Here is an 18,072-nt window from a genome sequence, read left to right as displayed (position 1 = left end):
GACCGCAGCCAATCGGCACCAGGTATGCGAACCCGTGAAGTGGTACGGAAAGCAACCCACGTGGTGCCGAACCAACTCACAACCAGATCACTAGCGGACCCCCGTCTTCGTGCCCTGCGAAGATGTGCCAGAGTTGCCACGTCCGCCCTGTCAGCACGTACCGTACGGCAACACAGGTGGGACCAGGTGGGGCAGCGGGAAGGGGCAGCCGGTTTGACCACGCACGCACCGCAGGCGGCGCAGGCCGTCACGCTGCCCACGACGCTGGACGAGGCCGTGGCGGCACTCGCCGCCATGCCCGCCGCCGTGCCCGTCGCGGGCGGCACCGACCTGATGGCCGCAGTCAACTCCGGGCAGCTCAGGCCCGCCGCGCTGGTCGGCCTCGGCCGGATCAGCGAGATCCGTGGCTGGCAGTACCAGGACGGCCATGCGCTGCTCGGCGCGGGCCTCACGCACGCGCGTATGGGCCGCCCCGACTTCGCGGCCCTCATCCCGGCGCTCGCCGCCGCCGCGCGCGCCGCGGGCCCGCCGCAGATCCGCAACGCGGGCACCCTCGGCGGCAACATCGCCTCGGCGTCCCCGACCGGTGACGCGCTGCCGGTGCTCGCCGCTCTCGAAGCGGCCCTGATCGTCGCGGGCCCGGGCGGAGCCCGCAGGGAGATCCCGGTGTCGCACCTGCTGGCGGGCATGGAGATGCTGCGCGCCGGCGAACTCATCGGCTATGTGCGCGTGCCGCTGCTGCACGCCCCGCAGGTCTTCCTCAAGGCCACCGGCCGCACCGGCCCGGGGCGTGCCACGGCGTCCGTCGCGGTCGTGCTCGACCCCGCCCGGCGCGGAGTCAGGTGCGCCGTGGGCGCCATAGCGCCGATGCCGCTCCGGCCCCTGGAGGCCGAGCACTGGGTCGCCCAGCTGATCGACTGGGACAACAACCGCGCGATCGTCCCCGAGGCGCTGAACGCCTTCGGGGAGTACGTCGCCGCGGCCTGCATCCCCGACCCGGCCCCGGCCGAGGACGGGTCCGTGGCCCAGCATCCGCCCGCCGTACTGCACCTGCGGCGCACCGTCGCCGCACTGGCCCGACGAGCACTGGGGAGGGCACTGTCGTGACCGACGACCAGCACGGAGAGGGCACGCCCCAGGGCAGGGGCCGCTGGGACCCGCTGCCCCAGGGCGAGTACGACGACGGCGCCACCGCCTTCGTCAAGCTCCCCGAAGGGGGCATGGACGCCCTCCTGGCGTCCTCGGACAGCCCGCTCGCCGCGCCCGGACACGGGTACGTCCCGCCGCGGATAACGGCCGCGCCGGAACCGACCGCGGGCACCGACCCCGCGGCCCCCGGCGGCTGGCCGGCCGCGGGCGCGCCCGCCGAGGGTGCCCGGTGGCCCGACCCGAACGCCGCGCAGGACACGGGCAGCGGCCAGTTCACGTACAACCCCGCCGCCACCCAGCAGTGGAACTTCTCGGAGACCGCGGCAGGCCGGGAGGGCGGCGGCGCCGCGCCCGGCCACGATGTCACCGGGCAGTGGTCGATCCCCGTCGCCAATGGTGACCTTCCCGACGAATCGGGCGAGTTCACCACGTCGTCGCTCGTCGAGCAGTGGGGCGGCACCCCGCCGGCCACGCTGCCGGGCGGCGCGTCCGCGCCATGGGCGCCCCAGGCGACCGGACAGCCCTGGGGGCAGGAGGCGCAGGCGGCGGCCGGCGAGGCGTTGGGAACCGCGCCCGGACGCCCGACCGATGCCGGGCACGTTCCCGGTCAGCCGGGACCGCACGCCGGTGACCAGCACCCCGTACACCCCGGCGAGCACGGCGCCGAACGGCCCGGCGAGCGGCACGCGCCGGATCCGCACGAGCGGTCCGACCCGGCCGCCCATGCCTCCGGTGCGTCGGCGCCCGTCGAGGATTCCGCGGCAAGCGCCTCAGAGGCCGCACAGGCCGCTGCGCGGGCCGATGAGGCCGCCACGGATGTCCCGGACACCCAGGGCGCCCCAGAGGCCGCTCAGGGCCCGGCAGAAGCCTCCGACGGAAACGCCCCGGCCGTTGACGGCGACTCCGGCCCGGAGGCCGCCGAGGCCGCCACGGACGACGCACCGCCGCCCTCCGGCGAGGAACACCCCCTCGCCTCCTACGTCCTGCGCGTCAACGGCGCCGACCGGCCCGTCTCGGACGCCTGGATCGGCGAGTCGCTGCTCTACGTGCTGCGCGAGCGGCTCGGCCTCGCGGGCGCCAAGGACGGCTGCTCACAGGGCGAGTGCGGGGCCTGCAACGTGCAGGTCGACGGACGGCTCGTCGCGTCCTGCCTGGTGCCGGCCGTGACCGCCGCCGGCAGCGAGGTGCGTACCGTCGAGGGCCTGGCCGTCGACGGGCAGTCCTCCGACGTGCAGCGCGCGCTCGCGCGGTGCGGCGCCGTGCAGTGCGGCTTCTGCGTGCCGGGCATGGCGATGACCGTGCACGACCTGCTGGAGGGCAACCCGGCCCCGACCGAGCTGGAGACCCGCCAGGCACTGTGCGGCAACCTGTGCCGCTGCTCCGGCTACCGGGGCGTGGTGGAGGCCGTCAAGGAGGTCGTCGCCGAACGCGAGGCGCACTCGGCGGCCGACGGGCCCGAACGCGACGGCGACGAGCCGCGTATCCCTCACCAGGCGGGCCCGGGGGCCGGCGGGGTCAACCCGTCGGCGTTCGAGGCGCCGGGGGCCATGAACCCGGGGCCCAACAGGGGCCCGCATGACCAGGCGTACGGACAGGACGGAGGCCAGGCGTGAGCAACGAAGCCGCCACCGCGACCACAGCCGCGGAGGCAGCACCCGCCCCCGAGCCGATCCCGCACGGCATCGGCGCCTCCCTGCCGGCCGCCGACGCCCGCGCCAAGACCGAGGGCACCTTCCCGTACGCGGCCGACCTGTGGGCCGAGGGCCTGCTGTGGGCGGCCGTGCTGCGCTCGCCGCACCCGCACGCGCGCATCAAGTCCATCGACACCACCCACGCGCGCGAGATGCCCGGAGTCCGGGCCGTCGTCACGCACGAGGACGTGCCGGGCAGCCCGCTGCTCGGCCGCGGCAAGGCGGACCGCCCGGTGTTCGCCTCCGAGGTCGTGCGCCACCACGGCGAGCCCATCGCCGCCGTCGCCGCCGACCACCCCGACACCGCGCGGCTGGCCGCCGCGGCCGTCATCGTCGAGTACGAGACGCTCGACCCGGTGACCGACCCCGAGCAGGCCTTCGAGGCCGAGCCGCTGCACCCCGACGGCAACCTGATCCGCCACATCCCGCTGCGCCACGGCGACCCCGACGCGGCCGGCGACATCGTCGTCGAGGGCCTGTACCGCATCGGCCGCCAGGACCCGGCCCCCATCGGCGCCGAGGCGGGCCTCGCGGTACCGCGCCCCGACGGCGGCGTGGAGCTCTACCTGGCCTCGACCGACCCGCACACCGACCGCGACCGGGCCGCCGCCTGCTACGGCCTGGAACCCGAGCGCGTCAAGGTCGTCGTCACCGGCGTCCCGGGCGCCACCGCCGACCGCGAGGACCAGGGCTTCCAGCTCCCGCTCGGCCTGCTTGCTCTCAAGACCGGCTGCCCGGTGAAGCTGACGGCCACGCGCGAGGAGTCCTTCCTCGGCCACACGCACCGGCACCCCACCCTGCTCCGGTACCGCCATCACGCCGACGCCGAGGGCAGGTTGGTCAAGGTCGAGGCGCAGATCCTGCTGGACGCGGGCGCCTACGCCGACACCTCGGCCGAAGCGCTGGCCGCCGCGGTCGGCTTCGCCTGCGGCCCGTACGTCGTCCCGAACGCCTTCATCGAGGGCTGGGCCGTACGCACCAACAACCCGCCCTCCGGCCATGTGCGCGGCGAGGGCGCCATGCAGGTGTGCGCCGCGTACGAGGCGCAGATGGACAAGCTGGCCAAGAAGCTCGGCATGGATCCGGCGGAACTGCGCCTGCGCAACGCCATGGCGACCGGTGACGTACTCCCGACCGGTCAGACGGTGACGTGCCCGGCTCCCGTGGCCGAGCTCCTCCAGGCCGTACGGGACTACCCGCTGCCCGCCCTTCCGAAGGACACGCCCGAGGACGAGTGGCTGCTGCCCGGCGGCCCCGAGGGCGCGGGCGAACCGGGTGCCGTACGGCGGGGCGTGGGCTACGGCCTGGGCATGGTGCACATGCTCGGCGCCGAGGGCGCGGACGAGGTCTCCACGGCGACCGTGAAGGTCCACGACGGCGTCGCGACCGTGCTGTGCGCCGCGGTGGAGACCGGCCAGGGCTTCACGACGCTGGCCCGGCAGATCGTCCAGGAGACGCTGGGCATCGACGAGGTGCACGTGGCACCCGTGGACACCGACCAGCCCCCGGCGGGCGCGGGCTGCCGCGGCCGCCACACCTGGGTGTCGGGCGGCGCGGTGGAGCGAGCGGCCAAGATGGTCCGTACGCAGCTGCTGCAGCCCCTGGCGCACAAGTTCGGCATGTCCACCGAGCTGCTCCAGATCACCGACGGCAAGATCACGTCGTACGACGGCGTCCTGTCGACCACCGTCACCGAGGCGATGGACGGCAAGGAGCTGTGGGCGACGGCCCAGTGCCGCCCGCACCCGACCGAGCCGCTGAACGACGTCGGCCAGGGCGACGCCTTCGTGGGCATGGCCTTCTGCGCGATCCGCGCGGTCGTCGACGTGGACATCGAGCTGGGCTCGGTCCGCGTGGTCGAGCTGGCGCTCGCCCAGGACGTCGGCCGGGTGCTGAACCCGGCCCAGCTGGAGGCGCGCATCGAGGCCGGCGTGACACAGGGCGTGGGCATCGCGCTCACGGAGAACCTGCGCTCGGCACGCGGCCTGATCCGCCACCCGGACCTGACCGGCTACTCCCTGCCGACGGCCCTGGACGCCCCCGACATCCGGATCGTGAAACTGGTCGAGGAGCGGGACGTGGTCGCGCCCTTCGGCGCGAAGGCGGTGAGCGCGGTGCCGGTGGTGACGTCACCGGCGGCCATCGCGTCGGCCGTACGAGCGGCCACGGGCCGACCGGTGAACCGGCTGCCGATCCGGCCGCAGGCCGCGGTGGTCAACGCCCAGTAGCGGGCTCCGGCCGGCGCGCCGAATGGGGCGGATTGTCCCGGTTGCTACGGCGGTCGTGGGAGCGATTCCAGTCGCGAGGGAACGTTCGCGGGTGGGCTGTGCGTCTACTGATGTGAAGCGCTGTCAGTGGGCGTGCTGGTCCGGGGCGTTGTCAGTGGCGACGCGTAGTGTTCTGAACAGTGGGGACGGCAGCCGGATCCGGCGGGCCGGCCGGTGGGCCGTGCCGTGTCCGGGGGCGGGGAGAAAGCGCATGCGGGGGAGCCATGAGCACGACGACTACGACTCGCGTCGGTGATACGGGGATCGTCCTGACCGAGGCCGAGCTGGGGCCGTACATCACGCACGCGTCGACGCGACGCTGGCTGACCGGACCCGGACTGCCCGGCGACAGCGGCGTATTGAGCTTCGCCGAGCTGAGCCGGGCGGGTCTGCGCACGGTGGCGGACTCGACGGGCGATCCGCAGGACCGGCTGGCGGCGGAGCTCAGGGGCCAGCTGGTGATAGGCGGACTGCTGGGCCCCGGCGGCCTGGAGACGGAGTCGGTCCTGCTGGACGGCGCGACCGGAGAGATCTCCACGACGCACCTTCTGCACGACCGCCCCGACCTGATGGACCGCCGCCCGCTGGCCCCGTCCCTGCGGACACTGGTCCGCTTCGCGGAGGCGACGGACGAACTGGCGGGCCTGCGCGGCCAGTTCGCGTCGTACGTCGGCCGGTACGGCCCGAAGGCGGTGGCGGAGGCGTCGCGCCATCTGCTGGCCGTGTTCGAGGAGGGCACGGACGGTGAGCCGGCGCCGTTCTGGCGGATGGCGGCCCTGATCCGGCCCCTGGCGCTCGTCGCGGGCCGGGCCGGACAGTCGGGGCTGGCGCTCGACCTGCCGCCGCGCCTCCTGGACGAGGAGTTCGGCCGGCGCAAGGTGGCGCGTTTCGAGGAGGTCGACTTCCCGGCCACGCTCACGCACGAGCCGACCCGCCGCTTCCTGCGCGAGGTGGGCCTGCCGGAGGACGCCTTCCTGTTCTCCCTCGACCCGGACGTGTCGCTGCCGACGCTGGCCGAGTACTACGCCGATGTCGACCCCTCGGCCGAACTCCCGGCCCGCGCCGACCGCTTGATACGCCTGGGCCACCTCGTCGAGGACAACAGCCTGGTCGTCGACGGCGAGACGGGCGCGGTCCTGAACTGGAGCGAGCCCGAGGCGAGGCTGTTCCCGCTGAACACGGACGTCTCGACCCTCGCCTTCACCCTCTGGCTGCTGCACCGCGAGCAGACGATGGACGAGGAGTCGGGCCACGCCCTGACCAGCGACACCTATGACCAACTGGCCATGACGATGCTCCAGGTCCTGTCGACGGTCGACCCGACGGGCACCACGGCGGGCAGCGACGGCCGACATTACTGGACGGAGGCGTTCCAGGACGAGGCGAGCGGGTTGCTGGAGTCGGTGGGCGGGCTGCGGTAAGCCGCGGACGACGCCGTACCCCCGAGACCGGCCGGGTACCTCTGACGGCCGGTCTCAGGAGGCAGGGGCGGTCAGGCGGACTTGGCGGCCGCACGGCGCCGGCGTACGGCCAGGATCAGGCCGCCGCCGAGGGCCGCCGCGGCGGCTGCCGCGCCGGCGATGAGCGGGGTGCCGTCGGAGCCGGTGCTGGCGAGATTGCCGTCGACGGAGCCGGTGGTGGAGCCGCCCGTCGTGGTGCCGGCCGAGGTGGACCCGGTGCTGCCCGTGCTGCCGGTGCCGCCGGTGGACTGGCCCTCGGGGTCGTTGCCGTCGCCGCCCGTGGTGGAGCCGCCGTCCGTCGAGCCGCCGGAGGGGGTGGGGCCGGGCTCGTTGTCGGTGGGGATGGCGATGCGGATCTGCGCCTTGTCGTTGGCGGGGTTCTTGTCGAACTCCGGGTGGATGTCGTAGACGGAGGTCGCCTTCACCTCGCCCGTGGTGGTCGTCGCGTCCTCGTCGATCTCCAGCATGAAGGTGAAGGACAGGGACTCGCCGACGTCGATGGTGTGGTCGGCGGGCCAGCAGACGTACTTGGACTTGCCCGGCGTACCCCCCGGTCCGGACGGACCGTCGATGCCGAACGGCGCGCACTCCTTGGGCACTTCGGAGGCGACCGTGTCCTTCGGTATCTGCACCATGAGCGCGGTCTGGTCGTCGCTCTCCTGGTTCTGGATCCAGCCGGGGCCGTCGTTGCGCAGCTGGACCGTGAAGGACTGACGGTCGCCCGCGAGGGCCTCGGTGTCGTCACCGACAGCGACGAGGTCGGCCGAGCTGTCGGCGGTCAGGGTCAGCCGCCGGTAACTGTCGCCGAACCCCTCGCCCGGGGCCTCGCCGGTGGCGGAGGTGCCGTACTCGACGGCCTCCATCAGCGCGTTGGGCTGCGCCTTGAACCGCACGGGCGTCTCGACGGAGGCGCCGGGTTCGACGACCGTGTCCAGCTCGCACAGGGCCTGCCTGACCTGGTCCGCGACGGTCGAGTACGTGCAGCCCTTCACGTCCTCGGGGAAGTCGAGCCCCCGGGTCAGCCGGATCCGGAAAGTGACGCCGTCCGCGGCCGCGGTGCCGTTGTTGGTGATGACGACGTTCTCGTCGTACACCTCGCCGGGCTCGGGAGACGCGCTCGGCAGAGCCGAGATCACCAGGGAGGGCCCGCCCTCGTCGGCATACGCCGAGGAGGCGGCGACCGCGGGGACGGCAGTGGCGATCGCGGCGGCGGCCACGAAGGCGGCGGACGTGCGGAGGTGCGAGGGGCGGATGCGCTGGCGCACGGATGGGTCTCCTCGTCGAAACAGGAAGCACGGCAACCGGACGTTTGCCGTCCAGTCATGTCCTGGACATCTGGAGGGTGCCGAGGGTTGTGCTGCTGTTTGAGGAGAGAGGGAGGAGAGAGGGAGGGGAAGGGAGAAAAGATGGAGGCCGTGGCGGGAATCGAACCCGCGTAATTCGCTTTGCAGGCGAATCCCTGAACCACTCGGGCACACGGCCGTGATCGGTGGTTCGACCGTACGGGCGGGCTCGCGGACCGCTCAAGGGAATCGCGAGCCCTGCAACGCGACTGCCACACCCCGTTCATGAAGCCCGCCCGGTGAAGCCCGTCCGGTGAAGCCCCGGTCGTACGACCAAGGTCGCAGTGCGGAGCCGTCTCCCGACAGGGGCCAAAGTAGGTTGTGGCCCTTACGCTGGCGACCATGACCGCCCTCGAACCGCGCGACGCCGACGCCGACGCCGACGTCACGAAGACATCCGGTGTGCCCTCCGTCCCAGAGGTCGAGGAGACCGTGCTGGGACGGTCGTATCGGGCGCTCAGTATCGGGATCGTATCCGTGGTGCTGCTCATCGCGTTCGAGGCGACCGCCGTCGGGACGGCGATGCCGGTCGCGGCTCGGGAGCTGGACGGGGTGTCGTTGTACGCCTTCGCGTTCTCGGGGTACTTCACGACCAGCCTGTTCGGGATGGTGCTCGCGGGACAGTGGTCGGACCGGCGGGGACCGCTCGGGGCGCTCACGGCCGGGATCGCCTCCTTCGGGGCCGGGCTGTTGCTGGCCGGGACCGCGGGAGCGATGTGGCTGTTCATTCTCGGGCGGGCCGTGCAGGGGCTCGGCGGGGGACTGGTCATCGTCGCGCTGTACGTCGTCGTCGGGCGGGCCTACCCCGAGCGGCTACGGCCGGCGATCATGGCGGCGTTCGCGGCGAGCTGGGTCGTGCCCTCGATCGTGGGGCCGCTGGCCTCGGGGGCGGTGACCGAGCATCTGGGCTGGCGCTGGGTGTTCATCGGGATTCCGGTGCTGGTCGTCTTTCCGCTCGCGCTCGCGCTGCCGCAGATACGGCGCCGGGCGCAAGGGCCCGTCGACGACTCCGCCCGCTCCGCCCGCTCCGCCTCCTTCGACCGGCGGCGCATCCGGCTCGCCCTCGGCATCTCCCTCGGCGCGGGGCTGTTGCAGTACGCCGCCCAGGACCTGCGGTGGTTCTCCGTCGTCCCCGGCGTGGTCGGCGCCGTGCTCCTCGTACCGGCCGTGCGCGGGCTGCTCCCGCGCGGCACATACCGGGCGGCGCGCGGGCTGCCGTCCGTGGTGCTGTTGCGCGGGGTCGCCGCCGGGTCGTTCATCGCGGCCGAGTCCTTCGTGCCGCTGATGCTGGTCACCCAGCGGGGGCTGTCGCCGACGCTCGCCGGGTTCTCGCTCGCGGCGGGCGGGGGGACATGGGCGCTGGGGTCGTGGCTGCAGTCGCGGCCACGGGTGGAGCCGTACCGGGAACGGCTGATGACGGTGGGGATGGTGCTGGTCGCGGCCTCCATCGCCGCCGCGCCGAGTGTGCTGATCGACTCCGTGCCCGCCTGGACCCTGGCCGTGGCGTGGGCGTTCGGCTGCTTCGGGATGGGGCTGGTGATCTCCTCCACCAGCGTGCTGCTGCTCCATCTCTCCGCCCCCGAGGAGGCCGGTACGAACTCCGCCGCGCTCCAGATCTCCGACGGCCTGTCCAATGTCGTCCTGCTGGCCGTCGGCGGCGCGGCCTTCGCCGCCCTGGGCGGGGGGACGGTGAGCCATGCGGCCACGGGGGTGTCCGGCGCCGGGTCGCATCCGGGGGCGTTCGCGGCGGTGTTCCTGCCGATGGCGGGGGTGGCGTTGGTGGGGGCTTGGGTGACTACGCGGGTGCGGGCGGCTTCCGAATGACAACCGAGTGGTACCGCGCGGTACCGTCGGTCCATGGCTGGACTGAACCTGCGGTTCACGGATGAGGAACTGGACGCGCTGCGTGAGCGGGCGGCGGCAGAGGGGCGCAGTATGCAGGCCTTCGCGCACGACGCTGTGATCTCGGCCATAAGCGAGCATTCGCGGCTGTTCAACGAGGCGGCCGAGCACGTGCTCAACGCCAGCGCCGAGCTGAACAAGAGGCTCGCCTGATGCACTTCCTCACCCTGCCCGAGCTGCTGAACCTCGCCGAGCGGCTCGAGGCCGACGAGGTGCGCGACTACGGGCTCGTGGACTCCGCCCTGGCGCGTCCTCAGTCAAGCGTCTTCGGGCAGGACGCCTACCCGGACGTCTGGCAGAAGGCCGCCGCTCTGATGGAGTCGCTCGCCCGCAACGACGCTCTCGTCGACGGGAACAGGCGCATCGCCTGGTACGCGACCTGGGTCTTCCTGCACATGAGCGGGCACCCGCTGGACGCCGACTTCGACGTGGACGAGGCGGAGACATTCGTGCTGGACGTCTGCCAGGGCGCTCTGGACGTTCGCAAGATCGCTGCCCGGCTGCCGCGCTTCGCGCGCTGATGTCGACGCCCTCTGTGAGGTCGACCGCATCCACGCTCAACCCGGCGCAGTCCGCGCGTTGAGCCAACCGGGCCACCGATAAGGTGGCCCGGTTGTTCCATGTGGCCCAACCGCCACACCCAGTCGAGCCGCCCGACCACATCACCCCGGAGACCGTGACTACCACCGCCGCCAGCTCCAGTTCTGCCTCCCACTCCCACCACCTGTCGCCTGCCTTCCCCGGCCGCGCCCCCTGGGGCACCGCCAGCAAGCTGCGTGCCTGGCAGCAGGGGGCGATGGAGAAGTACATCCAGGAGCAGCCGCGTGACTTCCTCGCGGTCGCCACGCCGGGCGCCGGCAAGACGACCTTCGCCCTCACCCTGGCCTCCTGGCTGCTGCACCACCATGTCGTGCAGCAGGTCACCGTGGTCGCGCCGACCGAGCATCTGAAGAAGCAGTGGGCGGAGGCCGCCGCGCGCATAGGCATCAAGCTCGACCCCGAGTACAGCGCCGGCCCGCTCGGCAAGGACTACCAGGGCGTCGCCGTGACGTACGCGGGCGTCGGCGTACGGCCCATGCTGCACCGCAACCGCGTCGAGCAGCGCAAGACCCTCGTCATCCTCGACGAGATCCACCACGCCGGTGACTCCAAGTCCTGGGGCGAGGCCTGTCTGGAGGCCTTCGAGCCCGCCACGCGCCGACTCGCCCTCACCGGCACCCCCTTCCGGTCCGACACCAACCCCATCCCCTTCGTGACGTACGAAGAGGACAACGCGGGCATTCGGCGGTCCGCCGCCGACTACACCTACGGCTACGGGTCCGCGCTGTCCGACGGCGTCGTGCGGCCCGTCATCTTCCTCTCCTACAGCGGCAACATGCGCTGGCGGACCAAGGCGGGGGACGAGATCGCCGCTCGGCTCGGCGAGCCCATGACCAAGGACGCCGTCTCGCAGGCCTGGCGCACCGCCCTCGATCCGCGCGGCGAATGGATGCCGAGCGTGCTGCGGGCCGCCGATCAGCGGCTGACCGAGGTGCGCAAGGCCATCCCGGACGCGGGTGCGCTCGTGATCGCCTCGGACCAGGACTCGGCGCGCTCCTACGCCAAGCTGATCCGTGAGATCACCGGCAGCAAGGCGACCGTCGTGCTCTCCGACGATGCCGGGGCGTCCGACCGTATCGACGAGTTCAGCAGCAACAACGACCGGTGGATGGTCGCCGTCCGGATGGTGTCCGAAGGCGTCGACGTGCCTCGGCTCGCCGTCGGGGTGTACGCCACCACCATCTCCACGCCCCTCTTCTTCGCCCAGGCCGTCGGCCGTTTCGTACGGTCCCGGCGGCGCGGCGAGACCGCGTCCGTCTTCCTGCCGACCGTCCCCGACCTGCTCACCTTTGCCAACGAGATGGAGGTCGAGCGCGACCACGCCCTCGACAAGCCGAAGAAGGAGGGCGAGGAGGACCCGTACGCCGAGTCCGAGAAGGAGATGGAGGAGGCGAACAAGGAGCAGGACGAGGACACCGGCGAGCAGGAGCAGTTCTCCTTCGAGGCGCTGGAGTCCGAGGCCGTCTTCGACCGGGTGCTCTACGACGGTGCCGAGTTCGGCATGCAGGCCCACCCCGGGAGCGAGGAGGAGCAGGACTACCTGGGGATTCCCGGGCTGTTGGAGCCCGACCAGGTCCAACTCCTGCTCCAGAAGCGGCAGGCGCGGCAGATCGCGCACAGCCGTAAGAAGCCGGACGCCGAGGCCGACCTCCTCGAACTGCCCGCCGAGCGCCGCCCCGTGGTCTCGCACAAGGAGATGATGGAGCTGCGGAAGCAGCTCAACACGATGGTCGGCGCATACGTCCATCAGAGCGGCAAGCCTCATGGGGTGATCCACACGGAGCTGCGACGGGTGTGCGGCGGTCCGCCCAGCGCCGAGGCGACGGCGGGGCAGCTGCGGCAGCGGATCGCCAAGGTGCAGGAGTGGGCCACCCGGATGAGGTGAGCGGCTCCGCGCTCCTTACCGGGCGCCGCGCGCGCCGTACATATCAGGGCAAACGGGCGTGGTCCGCACCGGCCGCTGCCCGGATTCTGGACGGAGCCTTCCGCTCAGCGAACCGGCTTCGCTAATGTCCGCCTACGCACACGCCCCGTGGCAGCGCCGCCGCGGAGCGCAGCCGTGAAGCGACGCGGTCCGGAATGCCGGACCGCAGACCGATCGGCGGCCTCTGAAGCGCGTCACTGACGGGACTCGGTGACGCATCCGCCGCGAGGGGGCTGCCGACCTCACCACTAAGGAGTGGGCGTCGTGACCGCGGAGACCTCTCAGACGCTCGACCGGGGACTGCGTGTCCTCAAACTGCTGGCCGATACGGACCACGGACTGACCGTCACCGAGCTTTCCAACAAACTGGGCGTGAACCGGACGGTCGTGTACCGGCTGCTCGCCACGCTGGAACAACACGCCCTCGTACGCCGTGACCTGGGCGGCCGCGCCCGGGTCGGGCTCGGGGTGCTGCGACTGGGCCGACAGGTGCATCCCCTCGTACGCGAGGCCGCGCTGCCCGCGCTGCGTTCGCTCGCCGAGGACATCGGGGCGACGGCCCATCTGACGCTGGTGGACGGTACGGAGGCGCTGGCCGTCGCCGTGGTCGAGCCGACGTGGACCGACTACCACGTGGCGTATCGGGCCGGTTTCCGCCACCCCCTGGACCGTGGTGCCGCGGGCCGGGCGATACTCGCCGCCCGGCAGCAGCCGATGGAGGAGCCCGGCTACACCCTGACCCACGGCGAGCTGGAGGCGGGTGCGAGCGGGGCCGCCGCGCCGTTGCTCGGGGTGACCGGCGTCGAGGGCAGCGTGGGTGTGGTGATGCTGGCCGACGCGGTGCCGGAGCGGGTCGGGCCGAGGGTCATGGACGCGGCGAAGGAGGTCGCCGAGGCGCTGCGGTGACGGGTGGCGGGTGACGGTGATGGGTGGCGGGTGAGTGGGCTGACGGGGCGCGGGACGGTGCGCCGACGGAGGGCCCGGTGCCGCGCCGACGGCCGGCGGGATGCCACCCCTGGCGCTGTGGCGGTGGCCGTGCGGCGCTCTAGGCACAGCCGCCACGGCCTCCGACACTCGGTACATGACCACTGTCAGCATCCGCACCGTCCACGACGTCACCGCGCTCTCCGCCGTCGCCGACTACTTCAGCGACGTATGGCAGACGCCCCGTAGTACCCCGCCCTACCCGGCCGAAGTGCTGCACAGCCTGGTGCACGCGGGCGGGGCGGTGCACGCCGCCTACGACGGGGCGCGGCTGGCCGGGGCATCCGTCGCGGTGTTCGGGCCGCCCGCGTCCAAGGAGGCGTACTCGCTGGTCGCGGCGGCCGATCAGGGGCTCGGGTTCGAGGTGAAGCAGGCGCAGCGGGCCTGGGCGGTGGAGCGCGGGGCGCGGACCATGCGGTGGACCTTCGATCCGCTGGTCGGGCGCAACGCCCGGTTCAACCTGATCAAGCTGGGCGCCGTCGGCACCGAGTACCTCGTCGACTTCTACGGACCCATGGCGGACGGCGTCAACGACGGCGACGAGAGCGACCGGCTGGCGGTGACGTGGCAGCTGGCGGGGCCCGTACCGGCGTACCCGGTCTCGGGGGTCTCCTCCCCGAGACCGGACGAGACCCCCGACCGCGACTGCGCGCCCACCACGCACCTCGCCCCCGACGGCGGACCGCTCGCCTGCCGTGACCTCGACGACCGGCATCTGTGGTGCCGGGTGCCGGACGACATAGTGCGGATCCGGGCCGCCGAGCCGGCGCTGGCGCTGGCCTGGCGGCGGGCCGTCCGAGAGGTGTTCACCAAGGCCTTCGCCGACGGCTTCACCGCGACGGGCATGTCCCGGGACGGCTGGTACACGCTCACCCGCCGGGAGACGACGGAGGCCACCCCGTGAAACTCGAACGCGTCGAGATCGTCCATGTGGCGATCCCGCTGGTCACCCCCTTCCGCACCTCCTTCGGCACGATGACGACGAAGGACACCTTCCTGCTGCACCTCGTCACCGACACCGCCGAGGGCTGGTCGGAGTTCGCGGCCGACCCCGAGCCGCTGTACTGCTCGGAGTTCGTGGCCGGCGCGGAGATCGTGCTGCGCGACTTCCTGCTGCCGCGCGTCGCCGCACTCCCCGTGTTCGATACGGCCCACCTCGCGCCGGCGATGGCGAAGATCAAGGGGCATGAGCTGGCGAAGGCGGCGCTGGAGACGGCGGTGCTGGACGCGGAGCTGCGGTCGCACGGGATGCCGCTGGCCACGTATCTCGGGGCGGTGCGGGAGCGGGTGCCGGCCGGGGTGTCGGTGGGGATCAGGGGGACGCTCGCCGAGCTGCTGGACGACGTCGAGGGATATCTCGCCGAGGGGTACGTCCGGATCAAGCTGAAGATCGAACCCGGCTGGGACCTGGAACCGGTACGGGCGGTACGCGACCGCTTCGGTTGGGACCTGCCCCTCCAGGTCGACGCCAACACGGCGTACACGCTCGCGGACGCCGAGCATCTGCGGCGGCTGGACGAGTTCCGGCTGCTGCTGATCGAGGAGCCGCTGGACGAGAACAACCTGTACGCCCACGCCCGCCTCCAGCAGCGCATCACGACGCCCGTCTGCCTGGACGAGTCCCTGCACAACGCCCGCGACACCGCGTCCGCCATCGCGATGGACGCGTGCCGGGTCGTGAACGTGAAGCCCGCCCGGGTCGGGGGATACCTGGAGGCGCGGCGGGTCCATGACGTGGCGCACGCGCACGGGGTGCCGGTGTGGTGCGGCGGCATGCTGGAGACGGGAATCGGCCGCGCACCGAACCTGGCGCTGGCGGCCCTGCCCGGCTGCACGCTCCCCGGGGACACCTCGGCCTCCAGCCGCTACTTCGCTGAGGACATCACGGAGCCGTTCGTGCTGGTGGACGGCCATCTGCCGGTTCCGCGGTCGCCGGGTATCGGGGTGGAGCCGTTGCCGGGGGTGCTGCGGCGCTTCACGAAGGAGCGGCGGGACCTGTACGTCGCCTAGGTCGAGACCTGTATGTGACCTGGATGGGGCAACCTGGGCAGCTCCGACCTGGACCTGGCCGGAACCCGTCGCCACGTTAGATTGATCCCGTGTTCTCTCGTCTCACGCGCCCCCGGGCCGTCGCCGTCTGCGCCCTGCCGGTCGTGGCCCTGCTCGCCACGGCTGCCTTCGCGCCACTGCCGTTCTCGCTGACGCAGCCCGGCCTGACGGCGAACGTACTCGGCGAGAACCAGGGCGACCCGGTGATCACCATCTCCGGTGCGCCGACCCGGGACACCAGCGGCCAGCTGCGCATGACGACGATCGAGGCGACCTCGCCGGACGCGGATGTGACGTTCGGCGATCTGATCGACGCGTGGTTCCGCACGGACAAGGCGGTCATGCCGCGCGACTCCGTCTACCCGAGCGGCCAGAGCACGCGGGAGATCGAGCAGTACAACACCGAGCAGATGAAGGAGTCGCAGGACGACGCGACGCGGGCCGCGCTGAACTACCTCGACCTGAACGACAAGAACATCAAGGTCACCCTGAAACTCGCCGACGTGGGCGGCCCCAGCGCCGGGCTCCTCTTCTCCCTGGGCATCATCGACAAACTCAACGGCAACGGCGCGGGCGGCGACCTCACCGCCGGCCACACCATCGCGGGCACGGGCACGATCGACGCCACCGGCAAGGTCGGCGCCGTCGGCGGCGTCTCCCTGAAAACCCAGGCCGCCAAGCGCGACGGCGCGACGGTCTTCCTGGTCCCGAAGGACGAATGCGGCGACGCGAAGGCAGAACTCCCCAAGGGCCTGCGGTTGGTACCGGTGACGACACTGAAGGGGGCCGTGGGGGCGTTGGAGGCGCTGGGGTCGGGGGAGGGATCGGTGCCGAGCTGCTAGACGGGCGCCGGCCTCGGGGCACGGGGGGTGGCGAGACGCAGACCGACCTCCACGAGGGTCCAGCCGAGGCGGGCGCGGAGGTCCTGCGGGGGCTTGGCCGATGAGGCCAGGCGGTACGCGTCGGCCTGGGCGCGGAGGTCGGCGGCGCGGATGCGGTGTAAGGCGCGGTGGGTTTCCGGGTCGATCACTGGGGTCTCTTTCGATCCGTGGCAATGGGGAAGACGTGCGTGTGGAAGCGGACGTACTCCGCGTCGGGGTCGTCTTCGGGGACTTCGCGCCTGTCGTACGCGGCGATCAACTCATGCACCTTCGCGATGAGTTCACGGGCGAGCGCGGGCGTCAGGCGCAGTTGCCAGTCGCTCAGGTCCATCGCGCGGTTCTCCCACCACGCCGGCCCCCAGTCGTCGCGGGTGGCCACCCAGGTCGTCAATTCGCGGGTGTGCTGAGAGACCATCTCGTGCAGAAGAGCGTCGGCCGCGCCGCGCACCTCCGGATCCGAGGACTGATGCAGGTCCTCCTGCACCGAGATGCCCTGCTCGACCACCTTCCACCACCGCTCGCGCCCCTTACCGCGCTCCGGCGCGTCCTCGACGAACCCGTGCGCGGCGAGCTGCCGCAGGTGATAGCTGGTGGCGCCGCTGGACTCACCGAGCCGCTCGGCGAGCATCGACGCGGTGGCCGGGCCGTGCCGCCGCAGCGCGTTGAGCAACTCCATCCGCAAGGGATGTGCGAGTCCGCGCAGCGAACGGGCGTCGAGTTTCCGTACGTTGTCCTCTCCCGGCATGCGTGCAAAGGTAGTTATGCAACGGGTCCTTTGCAAGGGTTTCTTTGGAACCCCTACCTCACAAACCCCTCCTCCTTCATCCAGTCCAGCGCCACCTTATGCGGATCCTCCCCGTCCACATCCACCTTCGCGTTCAGATCCTGTGCGACGGAGTTGTTCAGCTTCTTGCTGATCGGGTCGAGGATCTCGGCGATCGCCGGCCACTTCTCCAGGGTCTTGGTGTTGACCATCGGTGCGGCGTTGTAGTTGGGGAAGAACTTCTTGTCGTCCTGCATCACCACCAGGTTCATGGACTTGATGCGGCCGTCCGTGGTGAAGACCTCGCCGTAGGTGCAACTCCCCTTCGCGACCTGGGTGTAGATGATCCCGGTGTCCATCTGCGTGATGTTGCCCGTCGGCACACTCATGCCGTACTCCTTCGCCATGCCCGGCAGCCCGTCCGCCCGGTTGGCGAACTCGACCTCCACGCAGAGCGTCACGGCGCCGGGGTCGGACTTGGACAGCGCGGCGACCTCGGAGAGGGTGTTCGTGCGGTACTTCTTGTGGTTGGCCTGGTTCATCGCCAGGGCGTAGGTGTTGTTCAGCGCGGACGGGTCGAGCCAGGAAACCCCGTTCTTCGCGTCGGCCTTCCGCACCGCCTCCCACTGCTCGTGCGGGTCCGGGATGGGCTCGCTGCGGCCCAGGTACGTGATCCAGGCCGTGCCCGTGTACTCGTACCCGGCGTCCGCGTCGCCCTTCACCACCGCCTCGCGGCTGCCGATGGAGCCCTGGATCCCGGTGCGGTCAAGCACCTCCGCGCCGGCCGCCTGGAAGGCGATGCCCATGATCGCGCCGAGGATCAGCTGCTCGGTGAAGGACTTGGACGTCACCGTCAGTTCGGCGCCCTTCAGCGGCTCGCCCCGGCCGATCGTCCCGGGCCGCACATCGTCGGCCATGGGGGAGCCGCTGGTCAGCCCGCATCCGCAGGCCGCCAACAGCACCCCCGTCGCCACCAGAACCACGCGCCGCCTCATACGTCCAACCCCCGTGGCCGCAGCAGCACTTCGGCCAGTGATGCCAGCCAGTCGATCAGCAGTG

General features: G+C 71.9%; 16 protein-coding genes and 1 tRNA gene. 12 read left to right on the top strand and 5 right to left on the bottom strand.

Going from position 1 to position 18,072, the window contains the following annotated elements; translation table 11 throughout:
- The first annotated feature begins 213 nt into the window (after nt 1-213).
- The 4 genes from ACZ7NC_RS09125 (at nt 214) to ACZ7NC_RS09110 (ending at nt 6,528) form a co-directional block, all read left to right on the top strand.
- Nucleotides 214-1,107, top strand: coding sequence for an FAD binding domain-containing protein (locus ACZ7NC_RS09125; protein WP_471486268.1), 894 nt, complete (start codon nt 214-216; stop codon nt 1,105-1,107).
- A complete protein-coding gene (locus tag ACZ7NC_RS09120; protein ID WP_471486266.1) occupies nt 1,104-2,762 on the top strand; it encodes a (2Fe-2S)-binding protein in 1,659 nt (552 codons plus the stop codon). The genes ACZ7NC_RS09125 and ACZ7NC_RS09120 overlap by 4 nt, the downstream gene beginning before the upstream one ends.
- Nucleotides 2,759-5,068, top strand: coding sequence for a xanthine dehydrogenase family protein molybdopterin-binding subunit (locus ACZ7NC_RS09115; protein ID WP_471486265.1), 2,310 nt, complete (start codon nt 2,759-2,761; stop codon nt 5,066-5,068). The genes ACZ7NC_RS09120 and ACZ7NC_RS09115 overlap by 4 nt, the downstream gene beginning before the upstream one ends.
- 263 nt (nt 5,069-5,331) lie before the next feature.
- Nucleotides 5,332-6,528, top strand: a complete 1,197-nt coding sequence (locus tag ACZ7NC_RS09110; RefSeq protein ID WP_471486263.1) for an SUKH-4 family immunity protein — start codon at nt 5,332-5,334, stop codon at nt 6,526-6,528.
- Between the two features lie 71 nt (nt 6,529-6,599).
- Here ACZ7NC_RS09110 and ACZ7NC_RS09105 read toward each other — a convergent pair whose 3' ends face one another.
- Both ACZ7NC_RS09105 and ACZ7NC_RS09100 read right to left on the bottom strand, forming a co-directional pair.
- Nucleotides 6,600-7,832: an LPXTG cell wall anchor domain-containing protein gene (locus ACZ7NC_RS09105; protein WP_471486261.1), complete on the bottom strand. Its 1,233-nt coding sequence runs from the start codon at nt 7,830-7,832 to the stop codon at nt 6,600-6,602.
- A gap of 142 nt (nt 7,833-7,974) precedes the next feature.
- Nucleotides 7,975-8,049: transfer RNA gene (locus ACZ7NC_RS09100), tRNA-Cys, on the bottom strand.
- A gap of 203 nt (nt 8,050-8,252) precedes the next feature.
- Here ACZ7NC_RS09100 and ACZ7NC_RS09095 point away from each other — a divergent pair.
- The 8 genes from ACZ7NC_RS09095 (at nt 8,253) to ACZ7NC_RS09060 (ending at nt 16,211) form a co-directional block, all read left to right on the top strand.
- Entirely contained in the window at nt 8,253-9,734 is a 1,482-nt protein-coding gene (locus tag ACZ7NC_RS09095; protein ID WP_471486259.1) for an MFS transporter, read from the top strand.
- A gap of 33 nt (nt 9,735-9,767) precedes the next feature.
- Complete coding sequence (locus ACZ7NC_RS09090; RefSeq protein ID WP_471486258.1) at nt 9,768-9,965, top strand: hypothetical protein; 198 nt, start codon at nt 9,768-9,770, stop codon at nt 9,963-9,965.
- Complete coding sequence (locus tag ACZ7NC_RS09085) at nt 9,965-10,333, top strand: type II toxin-antitoxin system death-on-curing family toxin (protein ID WP_471486256.1); 369 nt, start codon at nt 9,965-9,967, stop codon at nt 10,331-10,333. The genes ACZ7NC_RS09090 and ACZ7NC_RS09085 overlap by 1 nt, the downstream gene beginning before the upstream one ends.
- A gap of 155 nt (nt 10,334-10,488) precedes the next feature.
- Nucleotides 10,489-12,297: a DEAD/DEAH box helicase gene (locus tag ACZ7NC_RS09080; protein WP_471486254.1), complete on the top strand. Its 1,809-nt coding sequence runs from the start codon at nt 10,489-10,491 to the stop codon at nt 12,295-12,297.
- 303 nt (nt 12,298-12,600) lie between these two features.
- The gene (locus ACZ7NC_RS09075; protein ID WP_471486252.1) at nt 12,601-13,242 is read left to right on the top strand and encodes an IclR family transcriptional regulator; all 642 of its coding nucleotides are present in this window, start codon (nt 12,601-12,603) and stop codon (nt 13,240-13,242) included.
- 175 nt (nt 13,243-13,417) lie between these two features.
- Entirely contained in the window at nt 13,418-14,224 is an 807-nt protein-coding gene (locus ACZ7NC_RS09070) for a chorismate synthase (RefSeq protein ID WP_471486251.1), read from the top strand.
- Nucleotides 14,221-15,330: an o-succinylbenzoate synthase gene (gene menC, locus ACZ7NC_RS09065; protein WP_471486250.1), complete on the top strand. Its 1,110-nt coding sequence runs from the start codon at nt 14,221-14,223 to the stop codon at nt 15,328-15,330. The genes ACZ7NC_RS09070 and menC overlap by 4 nt, the downstream gene beginning before the upstream one ends.
- An 89-nt stretch (nt 15,331-15,419) precedes the next feature.
- Nucleotides 15,420-16,211: a YlbL family protein gene (locus tag ACZ7NC_RS09060; RefSeq protein ID WP_471486249.1), complete on the top strand. Its 792-nt coding sequence runs from the start codon at nt 15,420-15,422 to the stop codon at nt 16,209-16,211.
- Here ACZ7NC_RS09060 and ACZ7NC_RS09055 read toward each other — a convergent pair.
- From ACZ7NC_RS09055 to ACZ7NC_RS09045, 3 genes are read right to left on the bottom strand one after another with little or no spacing between them, the layout of a single operon-like run.
- Nucleotides 16,208-16,396: a hypothetical protein gene (locus ACZ7NC_RS09055; RefSeq protein ID WP_471486293.1), complete on the bottom strand. Its 189-nt coding sequence runs from the start codon at nt 16,394-16,396 to the stop codon at nt 16,208-16,210. The genes ACZ7NC_RS09060 and ACZ7NC_RS09055 overlap by 4 nt on opposite strands.
- Nucleotides 16,396-16,995, bottom strand: coding sequence for an ArsR/SmtB family transcription factor (locus ACZ7NC_RS09050; protein ID WP_471486248.1), 600 nt, complete (start codon nt 16,993-16,995; stop codon nt 16,396-16,398). The genes ACZ7NC_RS09055 and ACZ7NC_RS09050 overlap by 1 nt, the downstream gene beginning before the upstream one ends.
- A 53-nt stretch (nt 16,996-17,048) precedes the next feature.
- Nucleotides 17,049-18,008 carry a glycine betaine ABC transporter substrate-binding protein gene (locus ACZ7NC_RS09045; protein WP_471486246.1) on the bottom strand — a complete coding sequence of 320 codons (960 nt, stop codon included), beginning with the start codon at nt 18,006-18,008 and terminating at the stop codon, nt 17,049-17,051.
- Nucleotides 18,009-18,072 lie beyond the last annotated feature (64 nt).

Source organism: Streptomyces sp. NPDC111802 (genome assembly GCF_055634335.1).
This window is presented reverse-complemented; position numbering and strand designations above follow the sequence as displayed.

Coding starts and splice junctions, on each gene's coding strand:
- ACZ7NC_RS09110 (WP_471486263.1), top strand. CDS start 5,332: ATGAGCACGACGACTACGACTCGCGTCGGTGATACGGGGATCGTCCTG.
- ACZ7NC_RS09095 (WP_471486259.1), top strand. CDS start 8,253: ATGACCGCCCTCGAACCGCGCGACGCCGACGCCGACGCCGACGTCACG.
- ACZ7NC_RS09090 (WP_471486258.1), top strand. CDS start 9,768: ATGGCTGGACTGAACCTGCGGTTCACGGATGAGGAACTGGACGCGCTG.
- ACZ7NC_RS09085 (WP_471486256.1), top strand. CDS start 9,965: ATGCACTTCCTCACCCTGCCCGAGCTGCTGAACCTCGCCGAGCGGCTC.
- ACZ7NC_RS09070 (WP_471486251.1), top strand. CDS start 13,418: ATGACCACTGTCAGCATCCGCACCGTCCACGACGTCACCGCGCTCTCC.
- ACZ7NC_RS09050 (WP_471486248.1), bottom strand. CDS start 16,995: ATGCCGGGAGAGGACAACGTACGGAAACTCGACGCCCGTTCGCTGCGC.
- ACZ7NC_RS09045 (WP_471486246.1), bottom strand. CDS start 18,008: ATGAGGCGGCGCGTGGTTCTGGTGGCGACGGGGGTGCTGTTGGCGGCC.